Annotated in this window: 19 protein-coding genes; 12 read left to right on the forward strand and 7 right to left on the reverse strand. The window is 39.6% G+C overall.

The features are described from left to right. Positions 1-170: 170 nt before the first annotated feature. Positions 171-1,109, reverse strand: coding sequence for an iron-hydroxamate ABC transporter substrate-binding protein (locus BK581_RS14335; protein WP_078578801.1), 939 nt, complete (start codon positions 1,107-1,109; stop codon positions 171-173). After that, positions 1,063-1,908 (reverse strand): ABC transporter ATP-binding protein, encoded by an 846-nt coding sequence (locus tag BK581_RS14340; protein WP_078578802.1) that lies wholly within the window; start codon positions 1,906-1,908, stop codon positions 1,063-1,065. The genes BK581_RS14335 and BK581_RS14340 overlap by 47 nt, the downstream gene beginning before the upstream one ends. A gap of 220 nt (positions 1,909-2,128) precedes the next feature. Here BK581_RS14340 and BK581_RS14345 point away from each other — a divergent pair, with 220 nt between their 5' ends. Continuing rightward, complete coding sequence (locus tag BK581_RS14345) at positions 2,129-3,184, forward strand: NAD(P)/FAD-dependent oxidoreductase (RefSeq protein ID WP_078578803.1); 1,056 nt, start codon at positions 2,129-2,131, stop codon at positions 3,182-3,184. 207 nt (positions 3,185-3,391) lie between these two features. On the opposite strand, the gene BK581_RS14350 is transcribed toward BK581_RS14345, so the two are convergent. Then, positions 3,392-3,583: an H-type small acid-soluble spore protein gene (locus BK581_RS14350; protein ID WP_078578804.1), complete on the reverse strand. Its 192-nt coding sequence runs from the start codon at positions 3,581-3,583 to the stop codon at positions 3,392-3,394. 32 nt (positions 3,584-3,615) lie between these two features. Beyond that, the gene (locus BK581_RS14355) at positions 3,616-3,801 is read right to left on the reverse strand and encodes an H-type small acid-soluble spore protein (protein WP_078578805.1); all 186 of its coding nucleotides are present in this window, start codon (positions 3,799-3,801) and stop codon (positions 3,616-3,618) included. 413 nt (positions 3,802-4,214) lie between these two features. Between BK581_RS14355 and BK581_RS14360 the strand changes: the two genes are divergently transcribed. From BK581_RS14360 to BK581_RS14375, 4 genes are read left to right on the forward strand one after another with little or no spacing between them, the layout of a single operon-like run. Further along, positions 4,215-4,460 (forward strand): FeoA family protein, encoded by a 246-nt coding sequence (locus BK581_RS14360; RefSeq protein ID WP_169837716.1) that lies wholly within the window; start codon positions 4,215-4,217, stop codon positions 4,458-4,460. Continuing rightward, complete coding sequence (locus BK581_RS14365) at positions 4,444-6,207, forward strand: ferrous iron transporter B (RefSeq protein ID WP_078578807.1); 1,764 nt, start codon at positions 4,444-4,446, stop codon at positions 6,205-6,207. Before BK581_RS14360 ends, BK581_RS14365 begins: the two co-directional genes overlap by 17 nt. Position 6,208: 1 nt before the next feature. Next, positions 6,209-6,787 carry a class I SAM-dependent methyltransferase gene (locus BK581_RS14370; protein WP_078578808.1) on the forward strand — a complete coding sequence of 193 codons (579 nt, stop codon included), beginning with the start codon at positions 6,209-6,211 and terminating at the stop codon, positions 6,785-6,787. Continuing rightward, the gene (locus tag BK581_RS14375) at positions 6,784-7,728 is read left to right on the forward strand and encodes a lysylphosphatidylglycerol synthase transmembrane domain-containing protein (protein ID WP_078578809.1); all 945 of its coding nucleotides are present in this window, start codon (positions 6,784-6,786) and stop codon (positions 7,726-7,728) included. Before BK581_RS14370 ends, BK581_RS14375 begins: the two co-directional genes overlap by 4 nt. Positions 7,729-8,205: 477 nt before the next feature. Here BK581_RS14375 and BK581_RS14380 read toward each other — a convergent pair whose 3' ends face one another. Together BK581_RS14380 and BK581_RS14385 are read right to left on the reverse strand one after the other, a co-directional pair. Continuing rightward, positions 8,206-8,859: a hypothetical protein gene (locus tag BK581_RS14380; RefSeq protein ID WP_078578810.1), complete on the reverse strand. Its 654-nt coding sequence runs from the start codon at positions 8,857-8,859 to the stop codon at positions 8,206-8,208. A 560-nt stretch (positions 8,860-9,419) separates the two neighbouring features. After that, the gene (locus BK581_RS14385; protein WP_078578811.1) at positions 9,420-9,758 is read right to left on the reverse strand and encodes a DUF4870 domain-containing protein; all 339 of its coding nucleotides are present in this window, start codon (positions 9,756-9,758) and stop codon (positions 9,420-9,422) included. A 348-nt stretch (positions 9,759-10,106) separates the two neighbouring features. Here BK581_RS14385 and BK581_RS14390 point away from each other — a divergent pair, with 348 nt between their 5' ends. The 5 genes from BK581_RS14390 (at position 10,107) to BK581_RS20165 (ending at position 15,049) form a co-directional block, all read left to right on the forward strand. Then, the gene (locus BK581_RS14390; protein ID WP_078578812.1) at positions 10,107-11,315 is read left to right on the forward strand and encodes a muramidase family protein; all 1,209 of its coding nucleotides are present in this window, start codon (positions 10,107-10,109) and stop codon (positions 11,313-11,315) included. A gap of 48 nt (positions 11,316-11,363) precedes the next feature. After that, positions 11,364-13,076, forward strand: a complete 1,713-nt coding sequence (locus BK581_RS14395; RefSeq protein ID WP_078578813.1) for a transglutaminase domain-containing protein — start codon at positions 11,364-11,366, stop codon at positions 13,074-13,076. 309 nt (positions 13,077-13,385) lie between these two features. Continuing rightward, the gene (gene modA, locus BK581_RS14400) at positions 13,386-14,144 is read left to right on the forward strand and encodes a molybdate ABC transporter substrate-binding protein (RefSeq protein ID WP_078578814.1); all 759 of its coding nucleotides are present in this window, start codon (positions 13,386-13,388) and stop codon (positions 14,142-14,144) included. After that, positions 14,145-14,810, forward strand: a complete 666-nt coding sequence (gene modB / locus BK581_RS14405) for a molybdate ABC transporter permease subunit (protein ID WP_078578815.1) — start codon at positions 14,145-14,147, stop codon at positions 14,808-14,810. A 62-nt stretch (positions 14,811-14,872) separates the two neighbouring features. Further along, positions 14,873-15,049, forward strand: coding sequence for a hypothetical protein (locus BK581_RS20165; protein WP_169837718.1), 177 nt, complete (start codon positions 14,873-14,875; stop codon positions 15,047-15,049). A gap of 221 nt (positions 15,050-15,270) precedes the next feature. Here BK581_RS20165 and BK581_RS14410 read toward each other — a convergent pair whose 3' ends face one another. Then, positions 15,271-15,798, reverse strand: a complete 528-nt coding sequence (locus BK581_RS14410; RefSeq protein WP_078578816.1) for an acyl-CoA thioesterase — start codon at positions 15,796-15,798, stop codon at positions 15,271-15,273. Between the two features lie 295 nt (positions 15,799-16,093). Between BK581_RS14410 and BK581_RS14415 the strand changes: the two genes are divergently transcribed. Next, on the forward strand, positions 16,094-16,432 hold the full coding sequence (locus BK581_RS14415; protein WP_078578817.1) for a CHY zinc finger protein: 339 nt from the start codon (positions 16,094-16,096) through the stop codon (positions 16,430-16,432). A gap of 124 nt (positions 16,433-16,556) precedes the next feature. After that, positions 16,557-18,137 carry a histidine kinase N-terminal 7TM domain-containing diguanylate cyclase gene (locus BK581_RS14420; protein ID WP_078578818.1) on the forward strand — a complete coding sequence of 527 codons (1,581 nt, stop codon included), beginning with the start codon at positions 16,557-16,559 and terminating at the stop codon, positions 18,135-18,137. Positions 18,138-18,142: the final 5 nt, after the last annotated feature.

The raw sequence follows: 18,142 nt of genomic DNA on the forward strand, positions 1-18,142 counted from the left end.
GAGCTAACTCTATCTAGGAAGATGATAACGGACGCTAAGCCCTAATTCACGCAACTACCAAGAACGGCCCTGCCACTGATTGATGGTTCGTTGTTTTAAGAAGTGGCATATTATCAAACAGAAAAAGAAGGTGCTTTTAGTTGTAAGCACCTTCCCTCCGCACCTAACATTTAGTGATCCAAAAAGTGATTTTGGAAAAATTCCAGTTGATAATCGAGTGAGATTGGATCATTGAAATAGACCGCCTTAGCATTAGCTTCAAACACGCGGCCATTTTGGACGGCAGGGATGTTTTGATACGTTTCTGTCTCTGTAAAAGAGTTATCTGTATCGTCATCTTTACTAAAAATCATGTAGTCACCTGCAAAATCAGGAAGCACTTCAGGTGAAAGGGCATAATAACCGTCTTCTAATGCCATCTCTTCAACTTTTTCAGGCATCTCAAGTTCCATCGCTTGATAAAGAACTTCTGTGCCCCGCCCCCAATTATCGCCGTAAATATACAATTGTTTATTAAAGTTTTCAAAAACAGATACGGTTGCGTCTTCACCGATATGGGCTTTAATGTCTTCTCCAGCTGCCTCTGCTCTTTTTTCGAAGTCATCAACCCATGCTTGTGCTTCTTCTTCTTTGTTCAGCAATTTTCCAATCTCAATATGCTGGGTTAAATAATCGACCTGTCCATAAGTGAATGTCACGGTAGGTGCGATTTCTTCCAATCTATCTACATTATTAATATTATTAAGTCCTACAATTAAGTCTGGTTCTAGTTCAATGAGCTTTTCTAAACTTTCATCGCTCACTGTTTCCACACCTTCCAGTTCTTTTTCAAAGAGGGGGCTGCCTTTTGACCAATCATCAACCCCAACTAGATTAACATCTAAAGCGATAACATTTCCGGTAAATGTGGATAGAACAGCCACACGCTGTGGATCAGCAGGCACCTCTACAGGACCGTTCTCCGATTCATACGTTATCGTCTCGCTGTTATTTTCAGGTGAGTTATTTGTGTTGTTGCCTGTATTTTCTTCACCGTCGGCATTTTCTGCTGCACCACATGCATTAAGAATGAGCAGCGACAGTGCGAATGGAATGAACATTTTCTTCATGCTGTTGAGTCTCTCCTTTAAGTAAGTGATAGGTCATACACATCGGCTTGTGGGTTCGAGGATCACGGCCGATCACGGCGTCAATATGAAATACTTTTCTAAGGACGTCGGCACAAATCACATCTTCGCAGTGACCAGAAGATAAAATATGCCCGTCTTTCATCGCGATAATATGGTCAGCGAACCTGGCTGCTTGGTTTAAATCATGAAGTACCATAATAATCGTCCGCTTTTCTGAGCGATTTAATTCTTCTAGCAATTCTAAGACTTCTAATTGGTGCGCCATATCTAAGTAGGTTGTTGGTTCATCAAGAAAGATCATTTCCGTCTCTTGCGCAAGAGCCATGGCGATCCATACACGTTGACGCTGGCCGCCAGATAAAGCATCCACAGGACGGTACTTGAATTCCTCAGTTCTCGTAACCTCAAGAGCCCAATCAATCACGTCACGGTCATGTTTCGTAAGGCGCCCCATTCCACGCTGATAAGGAAATCTGCCATAAGAAACGAGCTCACCAACTGTAAGGCCACTTGCACTTTCAGGCGTTTGCGGAAGAATGGCCATTTTTTTCGCTAAATTTTTGGTATTCTCTTTAGAAATGTGCTGGCCATCAAGGATAATGGACCCTGAAGCATGGGGAATGATACGCGTAAGTGCTTTCAGCAATGTTGATTTCCCACAACCATTTGGGCCTATAATCGTCGTGATCTTCTCATCTGGTATGTACATATTTAAATCTTTAATAATCGGTTCTTCTCCATATCCCACAGTGATGCTGTCCGCAAATAGACGGTTCATTCCTCTCCACCCTTTCGTCATAATCGTTTCTAATACGCAATCATCCTAACGACGCCATGTTATTAAATAACATCTTCAAATGAGATGTCACGTTAGATTATTAAAAAAACGTTGATAATGATTCTCAATGTCATCTACAATAAGCATAAGTGTTACGGTTTTTAAAGTCAATGGAAATTTTCAAATGGTCGCCATTGAATCTTGAAAGGGGTGTTTTATTATGAAGGAGTTAGATGTTTTCGATGTGACGATTATTGGCGGGGGGCCTGCTGGATTATATTCAGCATTTTATAGTGGATTGAGGGAAATGAAAACGAAACTAATTGAGTATCAAGCTGAACTGGGTGGCAAAGTGAGGCTTTATCCAGAGAAAATGATTTGGGATGTTGGGGGACTGCCACCTACCACGGGAGACGCATTTATTAATCAACTCATTAATCAGGGACTTACTTTTAAGCCATCCGTGCATCTGAATACGAAGGTCACACATATTAGTAAGCACGAGGACGGTATTTTTTACATAACAACTAATAACGGGGAATTGCATGCTTCCAAAACAATCGTTATAGCGGTAGGAGGAGGAATCATTACACCTCAGAAACTTGCCATTGAAGGGGCCGGACGATTTGAACTGACGAATCTCCATTACACGATTCAATCGTTATCGCGTTTTAAAGGAAAAACGGTGCTTATCTCAGGCGGGGGAAATGCTGCTGTTGACTGGGCAAATGAACTTGAGCCTGTGGCCGAAAAAGTATACTTGACTTACCGCAAAGAGGCGCTAAAGGGTCACGAAGCTGAAGTAAGTCGTTTGTTGAACAGTTCTGTGACGTGTTACTTCAATACATCCGTGACAAAGCTTATTGCTAAAAGGTCGGAGGAAGCGATAGACCGTGTGGAACTCTTACGGAGGGATACGGGGGAAGCGATGGAGCTAGAAGTGGATGAGGTAGTCATTAATCATGGGTATGAACAGGACACGTCGTTATTAAAAAATACAGGATTGCCAATAGAACTACAAGATGAGCACTTTATTGCTGGAGGGCCGAACAGTAGCTCCTCCGTACCAGGTATATTTGCCGCTGGAGACATTTTGAGGCATGAAGGAAAACTTCATTTAATAGCCGGGGCTTTTCAGGATGCTGCTAATGCTATTAACCAAGCGAAACAATTTATTGAGCCTAAAGCTGAGAAATCAGGTCGTGTTTCTTCACACAATGACGTTTTTAAGAAATGGAATGCTGAGCTAAAAAAAGAGAGGCAAAACGCACGGTAGGAAACGGAATGTTCAATATTTTATAACACGCTTAGTTTTAATGATAATGGCTGACAGTAATGTGAAGATGCAGCACCATATGAATAGCTACTTTATAATGACATTGCTAACAAGCTAACAAGGAAACGGTACGAACACTTCTTAATCATGATTCATCAAATGGCACCGATCATTAAATGTAACTGATCGGTGCCATTTGTCTGTTCTTTAGCTAGTTGTATTTTCTTCGATCAAGCTAGTCACAGGCACATCGAATTCATTTTCTGGTTGAGTAAGTGAGAAAATGCGAGCTGTATCAGTCACGTGATCAACATGCTGAATATATATGGGGGTGCCATTGTAAGTCACATGCTTCATGTCTGGAGAGTGAGCAATTTCCTCTGCCCTTTGTTTGTTCATGTGTTTACCTCCATCCTTTTTAAATGTTTATATTAAGGCCCTTCTTCAACAAGACCATCAATGTCCACTTCCTGTAGGTGATCCATTTCATCTAGCGGAAAGACGACGGCTGTGCGGCTACTGTCATCAAGTGATTCAATGTAGACTGGAACGCCTTTATAACTTACATTAATCATGGTAGGTGCTTCGATAATTTCTTTTACACGCTGTGTCTCCATCGTAACCTCCTCGTTTATCTGTCGCTCAGTATTTTACACCTTACTTTAAAAAAATATGACTGGAGCCATTTTCCAGATGCCGTTACTCTTTAAAGAAATGAAATTGAACAGTGTAGGACGCAGTTACGTCACTATGACAAGGAAACGTTGTGTCAGCTGGCTGTTTTTTATTAACAATAGACATTCCATTTAAAAGTTGAAATCTCCATGATATTAACTGTCACCCAATCAGCATGTCGTCTAAACTGAAGCATGTCAAAATCCATGGTATTCCGATTGATAAATAATGTTTAATAACAAAAAATTCAAAAATTAAGTCTTCTTTGTGAATAAATGGCCATTTTCGACAAATGATTCTCATTCTCAATTAAACTGAATTCAAAAATTATCGTTTGAAATGGGAGGAAAAAAGGGTGGTTAAAGAAAACTTATGCACCGTTAATCCATCGGTAAAATGCAAAATAGTAAGTATTCCTGACTTACCGATGTTGGCGTGTCTTGGTGTTCATATAGGGACAGAGCTGACTGTCGTGGTTAAAAATTGCTGGAGGGGACCGGTCGTTATAAAGCTAGCTGGGAAACGTGAGATAGCGATCGACTTTCACGTGGCATCACAAATCATTGTGGAAGAGGTGGGGCTACGTGAGCTGTCACTCTGAACATCATATAACTAATCACTCATCTTCTCGTAAAAGAGTACTGCTAATGGGGAATCCGAATGTCGGGAAGAGTGTAATCTTTTCTACTTTGACGAAAAAAAGAGTGATGACAGCTAATTATTCAGGGACGACTGTCTCTGCTATGGAGGGAAATTTGATTCATCTGAAAGAATCGACTGTTCTTATAGATGTGCCTGGTATTTATTCATTAACAGCTCTATCTGAAGCAGAAAAGGCAGCCGTCAACATACTAAATGACGGGGCAGATCTCATTTTATACGTGCTTGATGCTACAAACCTTGAACGCAATTTACAATTAGCGTTAATGTTAAAGCAACAAAAAATACCTGTTATTTTTATGCTGAATATGATGGATGTTGCTGAACGTAAGGGGATTCACATAGAAGTCAAATTATTAGAAAGACTGTTAGGAGCTCCAGTTATACCGACTGTAGCTGTTAGGAGAAGCGGGTTTACGCGGTTGATGACAGAAATTAATCGTACGTTACGCAAAGGACCTTCAATAGATGCTAATTTTGATCCTAATTTAACACCTGCAAGCATTGTGAGCAATGTACAGTCGATCAAAGATTATCGATCAACGAGGCTTGATTTGTTGGAAAAGTGGACGATCCAGCCTCACACAGGAATTCCTTTAGCAATCATGATTGTTCTTCTTGCTATGGTGTTTGTAGTAGGCGTAGGTAAGGCTGTAAGAAGTGTTATTTTTTTGCCTTTATTAAATAACTATTATATGCCATTCGTTGATTGGCTCGTATCGTTATTGGTTAATCAAGATACCGTTATCCATTCAGTACTAGTAGGGGAATTTGGCGTACTGATTAAAGGTGTGGAATGGCCTTTAACATTAATTTTACCGTATGTTTTTTTATTTTATATTGTCCTTTCTTTTTTAGAAGACAGCGGGTATTTACCACGCTTAGGTATTTTGATCGACGGATTACTTCGACGTTTTGGCCTTCAGGGACATAGTATTATTCCTATATCGATGGGGTATGGTTGTGCCGTACCTGCTATTGTCGGTACAAGAACAGCAACAAGCTTAAAAGAACGACTTATTATGTCTTCCTTGGTAAGTCTGGCTGTTCCTTGTATAGCTCAGACAGGGGCATTTATTGCGCTGTTAGGGGACCACTCATTTCTTTTATTGTTAGCTGTTTTTCTATTGTCATTTATTATTATGTTTATAAGCGGTTCGATCCTTAATCAATTGTTGAAGGGAACGCTCGATCCTGTACTTATCGAGGTACCTAACCTGCTTGTGCCTGACTCACATACGATGTGGAATAAAGTCAAGCTACGGACAAAACACTTCATGATTGAAGCAGAAATTCCCATGGTCATTGGTATATTAATTGCGGCATTAACAATTGAAACAGGCGCCTTGTCCTACGTGAGTTTTCTTATTGAACCTCTCGTTGTCAATTGGCTAGGGCTGCCTGCTGAAGCCAGTGTTGCCTTAATTCTTGGAGTTGTAAGGAGAGAGCTGGCAGTTCTTCCGCTTTTAGGGATGGATTTAACGTTAGGACAAATGTTTGTCGGCGCAGTAGTTGCTCTCCTTTATATCCCATGTATGAGTGTCTTTTTTGTTTTAGTGAAAGAATTTAAGTTGAAATGGGCGCTGTCTATTTCAGGAGCGACAATCTTACTGGCATTTTTAGTAGGAGGTATGATGCATTTCCTCATAACAGCAGCAGAATGGTTTTTGGCAGGAGGAGGCTACTAACATGTCAATTATAACGTATTGTACGAAATTATGTGAGCAAGCGTGTTGTACGATACCACCGTGTGCGCATGTTTTTGGTTGGTACTATCAGTCTGTCATTGAGAGAGAAATTGCCCTCTGCCAAATGAATGTACATGATCGTGTATTGTGCATTGGTGGCGGCGCAACCCCTTTCTCTGCCTGTTTATTTGCTGCTAAAACAGGTGCACAGGTGACTGTTATAGATAAAGAACCTTCAGTCATTTCTCAAGCAACTAAGTTTGTAAAGTTAATGCACCTTGAGGATCATGTAACAGTTTTACATCAAAATGGCTTAGACGTGTGTCCAACACATTTTTCAGTCATTCATATAGCTATGCAAGTGACACCGCTAGATAGGATAAAGGATTATCTGTATACTTCTATGGCTAGTACAGCAAGACTCATTGTGCGACAGCCCAAGACGCGTGTGAAACACCATTACTCTGTTCTTGAAGAAAGTGAGTACGCAAGGGCGACAGCTGCCGTTGCCCATTCAGGAAAAATGATTGCTGCTTCAATCCTTTTTATCAAGCACATCCAACAAGAGTATTTAGCGTGAAACGAATTTTAATCATTGCTATTATCATTGGGCTGTGTTTGTATATGTTTTCTTCTTTTGCATGGCGTAATTGGTGGGAAGCGCTTAGCCATGTGTCTGTGACGGGGTTACTATGTCTTGTGTTTCTCCAATTTTTAAGCTTCAGTTTAATGGCCTTGCAATGGAAACGATTGTTAAAACCGTATTGTGAAATGACACTTAAAGAGCTCCTTAAGTTATTGCTAATGTGTGCTTTTATAGAAGGGATTACGCCTTCGGCTAAATTGGGAAGTGAAGCCTTCAAGGGTGTCTACTTCAAACAACATTGCGGGGTATCTTTTACAAGAGCATTGGTCCTTATTACTTTGCAGAAGAGTATTAGCTTCATAGCATTTTGTCCATTAATTTTCCTATCAGTGTATATGGTATTTGCTCAATTAAACCAGTATTTTAAAGACGTGACACTGTCTGTTATGAATGGGCTTCTCATCTGTTTAATTAGCTTGGCAGTATTAACAGGTGTGGGGATACTGTTATGGAAGGGTGTGCTAAAAACGCGATTCAAGGAGTCTATTCAAAAAGAATTAACTCTAATAGAAACTAAAGAAGTGTTCATACAAAGTGGTCTATCCATTGTTATTTGGCTCCTTTTTCCGTTAAAGGGCGCCATTTTGGCAGCCATATTACCCTTTAATTTGTCGTTTATTAACATCGTTGCGATTGTTGTTATTTCATATGGAATGGCACTACTCCCACTTACGCCAGGAGGTATTGGCACATTTGAAGTAACAATGGTGACATTTATGACTGGCTTGGGAGTCCCTCTGGAAGAAGCAGGAATATTTGCTATTCTCTTTCGTTTTATTACTTTCTGGATCGGTGTTGGAGCTGGCGCAACCGTTAGTGCTTATTCGTTGAAACCATTACAAGGACATACTCTAAAAAGAGGAAAGGCTAAATAGGTGGAGAAGCCATGGTAAACCCGTATTGAAACGACATATGTGTATAAATTGAATAGGTTCACCACTCCGAACGACCGTGTGTGAAGAATGTCAATGACAGGGGAAGAAATCGATCCCTCAATAGTGTGCGGAAGAAAGCTTGCTAATTGCCAGTGAAAATAGACGGAAATGACGATGTGAAAAACGATCGTATGAGCATTCTAGCAGAAATGGGTTGCATGACCTGATAAGTGGCGTCTAAACCTCCCGATCGCGTTCGGCTAAAGTTAAAAAGTCGCCTATCATAACTACTTACATTGTAAGAGAGATAGGCGACTTTACATTTTTATTTCTCAATAGATAAGAGACGGCCCATTTTTAGGCCAACCATATCGTTTATGAGAGTGGTAGTGAAACATACGGCGGATAACAAAAGGTCATATCAAAACAGTAAGGTGTCTTTATAAGAGCTACATATCCCGTTACTAGGAGAGCGTCCTAACTAGCTTTATAATAAAGATGGACATGCTCTTTTATTGGTCTCAGGTCGGGTACCTTATCAGTGTCGGTTTTTTCGACTATTTTTAAAATTTGGATGAATGCCAGCGCTATTTCCTCATGACCTGATGTGATCCCCTCGTTAAATTCAGTAATAATATTTAAATGATGAGAGTCATTGTTAATGGCATCAATATGGGGCTCAATAGCCTCAACTGTTTTCACATGCTGGGAGACCCCTTGAAGGTAATGGTTCTTGACAAATTTCATTTCAGGCGTTTTACATTCTAATTGTTTAATGTTACTCGAGACTCTTAATGCTGACGTTAAGTAGCGATCATGATGATGAGAGATCGTCATTTGAACATCGATGGCATTTTCTAATTGATTAAGATAAAAAAAATAACTTTCTTCATTTTCTGCTGCAATTGCATGAAAAAAGGCAGATAAATCTTGCACTAGTAATGTGTCATCTGAGCTGACAGATAGACCAACCTCTGACCAAGTACTGTTATGACGTGTGGACGTCTCCGTTTCTTCAGAATGCTTCGGTTCCTCGATGTTAGTATTTGTGACATCATTGTTTTGGCTGCAGCCTGTCACCACATTTGTTAAAAAAATAAGTATTGTAAAAAATAATAAAGGTCTTGCCAAAGTCTTTCTTCCTTTCTCAGCTACATTCCCGATCTAATAGTCCTAGTTTAGTCTAGTAAACAGTATCTTTCTACAAAAAACAAGCCATTTCTAAAAAAGAGGATGGGAGTCATGCCTTTTTTAGTGGTGACTAAAAGTGGAGATAAATAATGTCGAATGATGTCATAGAAACGCTACTAAAGATTCATATAAAGGGGCCTTTTCTGTTTACTATAGGATGGCATTTAATGAAAAACGCAGCCATCTATATAAGTTTGCTTATTTACCTATAATCAGTAGTTTAATAGCCTTAATACCTAATTTGATAAATTTATTACTGGAAAATAGATAATGAATTAAAAAGACCTATGACAAAAGACTTATATTGAGTAATGTGTCCCGATGATAAGCTCGTTAACTATACACGATGTTGAATGTGTGGAAAGGAGTATCAAACATGGCGCGCATATTAAAGAGCGAATCTGAGGTGCTATGGCATGGACAAAGCGTCCATGCGAATGAGCGAGAAGTGTAAAGGGAAAGGTTGAGGTTCAGTTCACAGTTTGAAGGTAAGATGGTGATTAGTTGAGTTGCTTAGCCGCGAGATTTCCTACGATAGGAAACTTATAAATTTCCCCTTTATAGGCTCTCAACATCCCTAGAATCCAAAAAACAAGCATCAACATTCCCGTCAAAAAACTGAAGAGTAGTCCGGCAAAAGGTATGAATCTGCCAAAGGATGTAAAAATATATAACGGAACGAACGCCATGATGGATTGCATAGCATGAAAGCGTATAAATTTATTTTCCTTTTCGATGACAATGAAAATAATACCTGTTATGAAAGTGAGTGAGTAAGCAAGTAAACCACCAATATTATTTGTAAGACCCGTAGAAGAATATGACTGTTGATCTGACATTGTGTCAACCCCTTTCCGATTTGATAGACAGAATGGATTATAACATAGTATTGGACATTATTGACGATATTTGTAGAAAATTGCAAACTTTTTTTGGGAAACATAGAATTAAACACTATTTTAAGTTTTAACTAAATGAAAAAACGGCATCGAGATATAGACTATGACTTTATACATAAGACTATTGATTTGGGCAAATTATGTCTAGGAGTTTATGCTTAATTTGATGAAAATGTAACCGTACTACACTCCTGTTTTGTCTTTTTCGTCTTTTTTACTTCCTGTTGAAGCGATACCATTAGAAGGGTTAAGTAAAGGGGATTTATGATAAAATAGGAGGATAAACGAATGAACCAGGACTTGCAGCTTATTAGTCGAACTAGAAAAGAACGTATTACGTCAGCACGAGAAATAGCTAAGAAAAAGAGAAAATTCAAGAGGAATGGTCGTGTACTTGCTGGCACAATGGCGGCCGGCGTATTGTTAAGTGGTATAAAAGGGGCGGAAGTGACAGCAACTGAACGGACATATAACGTCCAGCAGGGAGATACACTATACAGTCTTGCCCAACGCTACCAAGTGACGGTAGAGCAATTGAAAAATATAAATGGCCTTACATCAGATTTAATATATACAGGTTCACAATTAACGGTGCCAGGAGAGCATGTTACACGAGGGAAAGCTATTAACATTAAAAAAGGGGATACATTATATAGTATCGCTCGTCGTTATGGCTTAACTGTAGAAGACTTACTATTAGCTAATAGCCTTAAATCAGATCGCATTAATGAGGGGCAAAAACTGATTGTACCAGGAAAGAATAGCTCTGGGTCGACGACATGGGTGACAGAGTACAAGATTTCACGGGGCGATACGTTGTTTTCGCTGGCAAAAAAGTATGGTACAACTGTCAATAAGCTTAAAAAGAATAATGGTTTATCCTCTGATAATATTTACGTAGGTCAGACTATTTTAGTGCCGGGAAAGGAAAAGACGGAACGTGAAGATTCGGTCCCTGAAAAGCCACAGGCACCGCAGGAAACGACCGTACATATTGTCCAATCCGGTGATACATTATTCAGTCTAGCAAAAACATATGGGATGACAGTTGATGAGATTAAGCAACTTAATTATTTGGCATCTCATAATATTTATGTAGGCCAAAAGTTGACGATGACAGGTACTCATGAAGTAGAATCCCCATCGGAACAAGTGACGAAAGCCATATATACGATTGCACCGGGAGAAACACTATGGAGCGTGGCTCAACGATTAAATTTAACAGTCGATGAAATTAAAGCGTCGAATAGTATGAAAAATGATTATGTTATTATTGGACAGGAAATTGTTATAGAAAGCTCAGATCTTGTGAAGGCAACGGCTATTGTAACGGGGGCTGTCGATAAATCGTCAGTAGAATTTGAGATGAATGGGGAGACAAAAGTCCTTACAGTGCCATTTAATACGGCTGACATGTTTGAACAAGTTGCTGGGCAAGAAGTCACGATTATTTATCAAGAGAAGCGTCGACCAGCACTTGTATCAATTGAGAACTAACTGAGCTAAAAAAGTGGGAGTGAGGTCCTTCTAGGAGGGTGAAATGATATGCAGATATGGCGATCATTGTTTATGCTCTTTCTGAATGTTGTCATAGGAGGCGTGTTAGTTGGCTGTTCACAGTCCATAGATACACATGGGAATAATGAGAATGATGTTCTACTAGAAATTAACGACGACTTAATAAAACGTCAGGAACAGCATGAAGAAGGCAATATATGGCTGATGGAGTATGCTCATGAGATTGGATTCTCTCTGGACGCACCTGCAATAGAAGGATCTGAAGTCAATACTACTTTAGAAATTAAGGGAAGTATTGAAGAGGCAGAGAAATTAAACGATGATCACATTTATTTGCAAATTGCTTATGAAGGTGAGTTTGAAGACGAGAGTATTCCGAATGTGTTTTATCATTTCATCCCAGTAGAAGAAGGGCATTTTTCGGAGGAAGTGGCACTTCATCACGGTGAAGGGGAATATAATGTCCGTGTTCATGTCTCTAGTCATGATGAAAGCGAGAGAGAGTCTTACTACGCGACTACGTCATTTAATGTTGTAAATAAAGATAAGGAGATTGCTAGGGAAATAGAGTATACACGATTCGGAACGAAACAAGGGGTAGAGTTAGCTTTTCCTGAGATGGGTTTAAGCGAGGAGTCGGGTTCAGTTTATGTCTCTGGAGAAGTTCCTGAAGATTACTCGGGGGATATGGTTTTTGTCCACGTGGAACAAGGTTCTCAAAACGAGCGTGTTATCCTTCCTGTTGAGGGACGAGAGTTTTCAGGTGATATTCCGCTTTACTTCGGTGAGGGTGTGCATTTAATTAAAGTACAGACGATGGCTGAGGAAGATGAACTTTATTATGATGCGGCTACGTTCTATGTGACAAATAAAACAGCCATTGAGTATACTCGTACGACACATTTTAATCAGTATGTGGAACGCGGGGTGACAATAGACGAACCGGCACTAACTACCGAATTAGCCCGTAGTGGGTTAACCTACTCTATTAGTGGAGAAATAGATGAAACGGTTCCTGGTGCAGATGACATTTCTCATATTATTGTTACCACGTTAAAAGAGGAAGATGGGGAGGAAGTAGAAGCTGGATATGTCCTACCTGTGGAGGATTACAGCTTTGCTGGTGATATTTATTTTCGCTTTGGTGAAGGTACCTACGACGTGATTATAAATGTGCCTGAACGTGATCAACAAGATCAATCAATGTTTTACTATAGTGGTATCATGAAAGTGACTCATGAGATCAATGATATAGAGGATAAGCGTAGTACCTTGCCCTCGAGGGGAATTGAGGCGGATCACCCGTTGATTATAGAAAAAGCCAATGCTATAACAAACGACATTGAGGATGAACGGGAAATAGCGAAAGCTGTCTATGAATTTGTGGCCACACATGTGGACTATGATGTTGACAAAATGGAGCGAGATACTTTTAATATTGGAGATAGTGCAGTCAAAACGTTAAAATCGGGAACAGGTGTATGCCAAGATTACGCTTTTTTAACGGTTGCTTTACTACGATCAATTGGTATGGAAGCGAACTACATTGAGGGAGATGCAGGTCTGAGGCATGCATGGGTTGAAGTGAAGGTGGATGGGGAGTGGCTAACCATGGACCCAACTTGGGGGGCTGGTTATGTCGTTGATGGTGAATTTATTGAACACTACCGTCTCGATTACTTTGATCCTGATCCTGATGTGTTTGCTGAAACGCATACTCGGAAAGGCGTTTTATATTAGAGAAGTAGAATTAAGGTTGGCTCAACTTGAAAAAATGGCTGTATTTATTCACAATTGTTAGCCCACTCTTTCATTCTCATTGATCGCTTACAACTTAACAATAAGTAGGACTGTATCAAAGCAATTCATCCTGAGTTGCTTTGATTTTTCATTTTAGTCAGGAAGTCCAATGAATATCGGTTTAATCCAACATAAACAGATAAACGACTGAAAGGATCCGGTGTAGTTATCTTTTAGTTGCCTTTGATATACTATTAAAAAGTGCTTATTTAATATGTGGAGATAGAGGTAGATGTGGGGGGAGATATCGTGTTTAAAAAAGTGTTTACGACTGTCTGTTTATTAGGTATTACCCTTACTATAAGTGGCTGTCATTCGGATGAAGAGAAGGTAGATATTTATGTTTTAACAGCTGCAAGTATGACAGAGGCCATGGAAGAAATAAAGAAGCTTTATGAAAAAGAGCATGAAGGTGTGGCGCTTATCCCATCGTACGGAAGCTCAGGCCAATTGAAGGATCAAATAACTCAAGGAGCTCCGGCACACCTGTTCTTACCAGCTGCGCTCACTTGGATGGAAGAGTTAGATAGGGAAAGTGTTATCCTAGAATATGACCCTTTATTAGAAAATGAGCTTGTTCTGATCAAAGGCAATCATATAGAAACGGATATGACAACACTAGAAGAGCTAGTGGCTGATGAGATTGCTAGTGTGGCAATTGGTCATCCTGATATAGTACCCGCTGGAAGTTATGCCATACAAGCACTGGAAGAGCGAGAGCTATATGAGGCCCTTTCAGACAAAATCATTTTTGCTTCAAATGTGAGAGAAGTGCTGACATACGTTGAAACTGGAAACGCAGATGCTGGACTTGTGTATAAGACAGATGCATATTCGTCGGACGATGTAGACATCGTGACAATAGTGGGGGATCATGACACCATTTTATACCCGGTTGGCTTGCTTGAAGATGCCGCTGAAATAACAGAGGCTCGAGATTTCTATGAGTGGCTGCAAACGGAAGAAGCACTCGCTATATTTGCGTCATATGGGTTTGGTGTACGTTAGATGACTATACAACAATTTCTAACACCGGTTGTTATATCATTACAGGTCATTGTAGTCGCAAGTATTCTCTCTTTTGTTACGGCATTATTAGCAGCATGGTTTATGAAGGGTAAATCTTTTCGAGGACGTAGTCTCATTGAAACAGTTATGATGCTTCCGCTTGTACTACCGCCAACGGTTGTCGGTTTTGGGTTGCTCGTAATTTTTGGCGGACAAAGTTGGATAGGACAAGCGTTTGAATGGTTATTTTCGACGCGGATCGTTTTTTCTTACTGGGCTGCTGTTATTGCTGCGGCTGTAGTTGCCTTTCCACTAATCTATCAAACGTTAATCAATGCTTTTGAAAATGTCGATACAGAATTAGAGCAGGCAGCAAGACAAATGGGGGCTAATGAAAAACAACTTTTCATGTATGTCACATTTCCTCTTGCTTGGCGATCCGTCATCACAGGTTATATGCTGGGTTTTGCGAGAGGACTAGGGGAATTTGGAGCTACCATCATGTTTGCTGGCAATATACCTGGACAAACTCAGACGATGCCAACGGCCATTTACTCGGCAGTACAAACTGGTCAGACAGAGGCTGCTTATTATTGGGTAGTGGCGCTCATTTTGTTTTCGTTTGGATTACTTAGTCTTGTGTTGCGTCTAAGGGCAAAAGAATGATGTTTAAAATATAGTTGCCAGGGTATCACTCATACTAACCGTTTTTAAGGAGGTTCAAAAGGATGAGTGAACACGATAAGCGTGAAGAAAAGGTAGAGAAGAAAGAGGAACCAGGACGGGTGGGGGCCACTTTCATTAAATACGCCTTCATCACCGTTATTTTATTAATTATTCTTTACTTTATAGCAAATTATTTACTCCCAATGTTCCCTGGTGGTGGAAACACAGGTCTTTATTAAGTGGCTAATGTCATGGAAGCGTGCGAGTAAAAAATGAAACAAAAGCCTGCTGGACACGGAAAGTCAGCAGGCTTTTCAGTATATAGTATAATAATTAGTGCATGAGACATATTCACGTTAACGGGCAAAAAACAATGACTTAGAGCGAATCCTTTTGTTTAAAGAATGTGAGCAAAATAATGATTTTGTCGATTGGATGTTGTAAATCCTTTACAGATCGACTATGAGATAGGGTGAGTATCCCAAGGTTTTAGTTCTGATAAAATTGTCGCAAGCTCTTTACTTTGCTTCCTTCTTTCTTTTCTGCGCTGAATTCTGGCAGGCGCAGTTTCGTTTAAATAAATTTCTTCTTTTGTTTCTGGTACAACTTTTGGAACCTTCGCAGGAGTACCTTTGTTGTTTAAAGCGACAAACGTTAAGAAACTAGTTGCAGCTAATGTTCGTTTACCAGTTAGAAGATCTTCTGCAACGACTTTAACAAAGACCTCCATGGAACTCGTCCCTGTCCACGTGACATGAGATTCGAGACAAACAGAGTCAGTTGGTCGAATGGGAGACAAAAAGTCCACAGAATCTGTAGAAGCTGTCACACATTCTGTTCGGGAATGGCGTGCAGCGGATATAGAAGCGACATCATCAATATCCCTCATTAATTTACCGCCAAAAAGTGTATTGTGATTGTTTGTATCCTGAGGGAAGACCCTCCCGGTTTTAATCACCTTTGAATCACGACATGCTTTTTCTTTCATGCTGTAGTTACCTCCGTTTAAAATGAGTGTCAATTTTAAAAAGTATACCATTCATTGATAAATAATCAAAAAAGATGCGAGACGTCTCATGACTTATACAATGAAATGAAAGTGTTCCCGTTCCCGCTCTTTACAGTGTTGAATACATAGTGGTAAGGAAAAATCAACACGTAATAATGCTTATAGGGAGGTTTGGAGTTATCTTTCGGCTGATTACTTTTTCAGCGTACGTCTAACATTAACGACGGCTCCATATGCAATATTAACAAAAATAGGTTATGGAGGATTTAGGATAATGACACATAGTCAGAGAGTGAAAGGGAAAATGATAGATCATGAGACACGATGTGCTCATTATCATACAGAGGTAGATAGAGTAGCGATCAAATTCAAATGTTGTATGACCTATTATCCTTGTATAGAATGTCACCGTGAAACGGCCGACCATCCGGTTACCCGTTGGGAGCAGAAGGAACTCAAGGAAGTGGCCATTTTATGCGGAAGTTGTTGGAAAGAACTAACGATTGAACAGTATGTATATGGACAAGACCATTGTCCTTTCTGTAACGCGGGGTTTAATTCGCGGTGTTCACGTCATTATCATCATTATTTTGCTATGACGCCCTTAACCTAAGTGTCATGGGAAGGGTGTTTAGCTTAGGATGTTAGATATATTTTAGAGAGGTCCGCAACCCTTGTTGTAAAAAAAGAGTGTATAATGTAGGAAGTATGTTCATATAGAAAGGGGGGGATGATACTTGCATTGGACTGATATTTATCCGTATTATTTGCTTCTTATGGGATTTTTTTCGTTCATGCTTGCCATCTTGACGTTAAGATATCCCCGAACTCCTGGTAGATTTTATTTTGCATCATTATTATTTTTATCATTTTTGCTCGTGACATTGACTGCCGCTGAGCTTTATCACTCCTCGTATACAGTCATGTTATGGCTCAGAAATAGTCAGCAGATCCCTATATTTTTAAGTGCTATATTACTCCTCGCTTTAGTCAGAAGTTACTTAGGAAAGCCAGAAAAAACGACAGCTCGCATTGTAATTGTCCTTTCTTTACCAGTTATTGTGTATTTTTCTCTTATAATCACGGATCACCATCATCATATTATGAGAACGTGGGTCGATATCACCCAAATAGGCTCCTTAACTGAAATAAACGTTAACCCTACCTTCATAAACTTAATGTTTATTGCATACTATCAATTTGTGGCTATGTCAGCGGTTGTTGTTCTTCTATTAAATATAAGAATGTTTTCTGAAAAATTAAGGAGAAAATTTGTGTTTATGTTTACTGGAATTAGTATTCCAGTTTGGCTCCCTGCTTTAAGCATGGCTCTTCCATTTAAAATTCCTGGGACGATGTCTATCTCCTACACGCTGGCAGGTTTGTTCGTTTTTATCGCATTTTTTCGTTATCAAATTATGTCGGTATGGCCGATTGCGAAAGATAGAATTTTTGAACAAATGAGTGATGGGATTGTGCTATCTGATAGCTATAATAGAATTGTGGATATTAACCCAGCAGGGGAAAAAGTATTACACTTAATTAATCCTGATAAAACAACGCACTCTTGGATAGGAGAATATTTGCCTGCCCTTCTGGAGAGCTATCCATCTCTTATTAATAATTATATTAATAACAAAGATTTAGCGGATGAGATAGAAATTGTAGAAGAATCGAAAAAAATATTTTACTTAGTGAGATTCCATCCCATTCGTCATTCAGGTAAGGAAGAGGAAGCGATACTCACCATATTCACAGATGTTACAACTAAAAAAATGTTTGAGAATGAATTATTAGAAAAGGCAACGACAGATTATTTAACTGGGCTTCATAACCGACGTCATTTTGTGGATTCGTTTGAGCGTTTTAATATAGTCAAAGGGCGTTGTAACACTAAAGTAGCGTTATTGTTACTGGATATTGATGATTTTAAAATTATTAATGATACATATGGACACCAAACGGGTGATGATGTACTTGTTGTTTTTTCAGAACGTTTAAGAGATTTCTTTTCGAATGGTGCTGCAATCGGAAGAATCGGAGGGGAAGAGTTTGCGGTTTGTCTCATTGACAAAGATGACGATGAGATCATCAATCTTGCACGAAGATTTAGAGACCATTTAGTAAACACACCGCTCCATCTAAAGGGACATGAGGCCTTGCCGGTGAGAGTGAGTATAGGAATGGCCACAGCATATAAGGGAAGCAAGACGTTTGAATGGATGCATAAAGCGGCAGATGAGGCGTTATATAAAGCGAAAAACAGTGGGAAAAATCAAGTCATACCGTATCTGGAAAAGGAAACAGTCCATCAGTAAACGAC

This window comes from Salipaludibacillus agaradhaerens (assembly GCF_002019735.1).
GTDB classification, from domain to species: domain Bacteria; phylum Bacillota; class Bacilli; order Bacillales; family Salisediminibacteriaceae; genus Salipaludibacillus; species Salipaludibacillus agaradhaerens.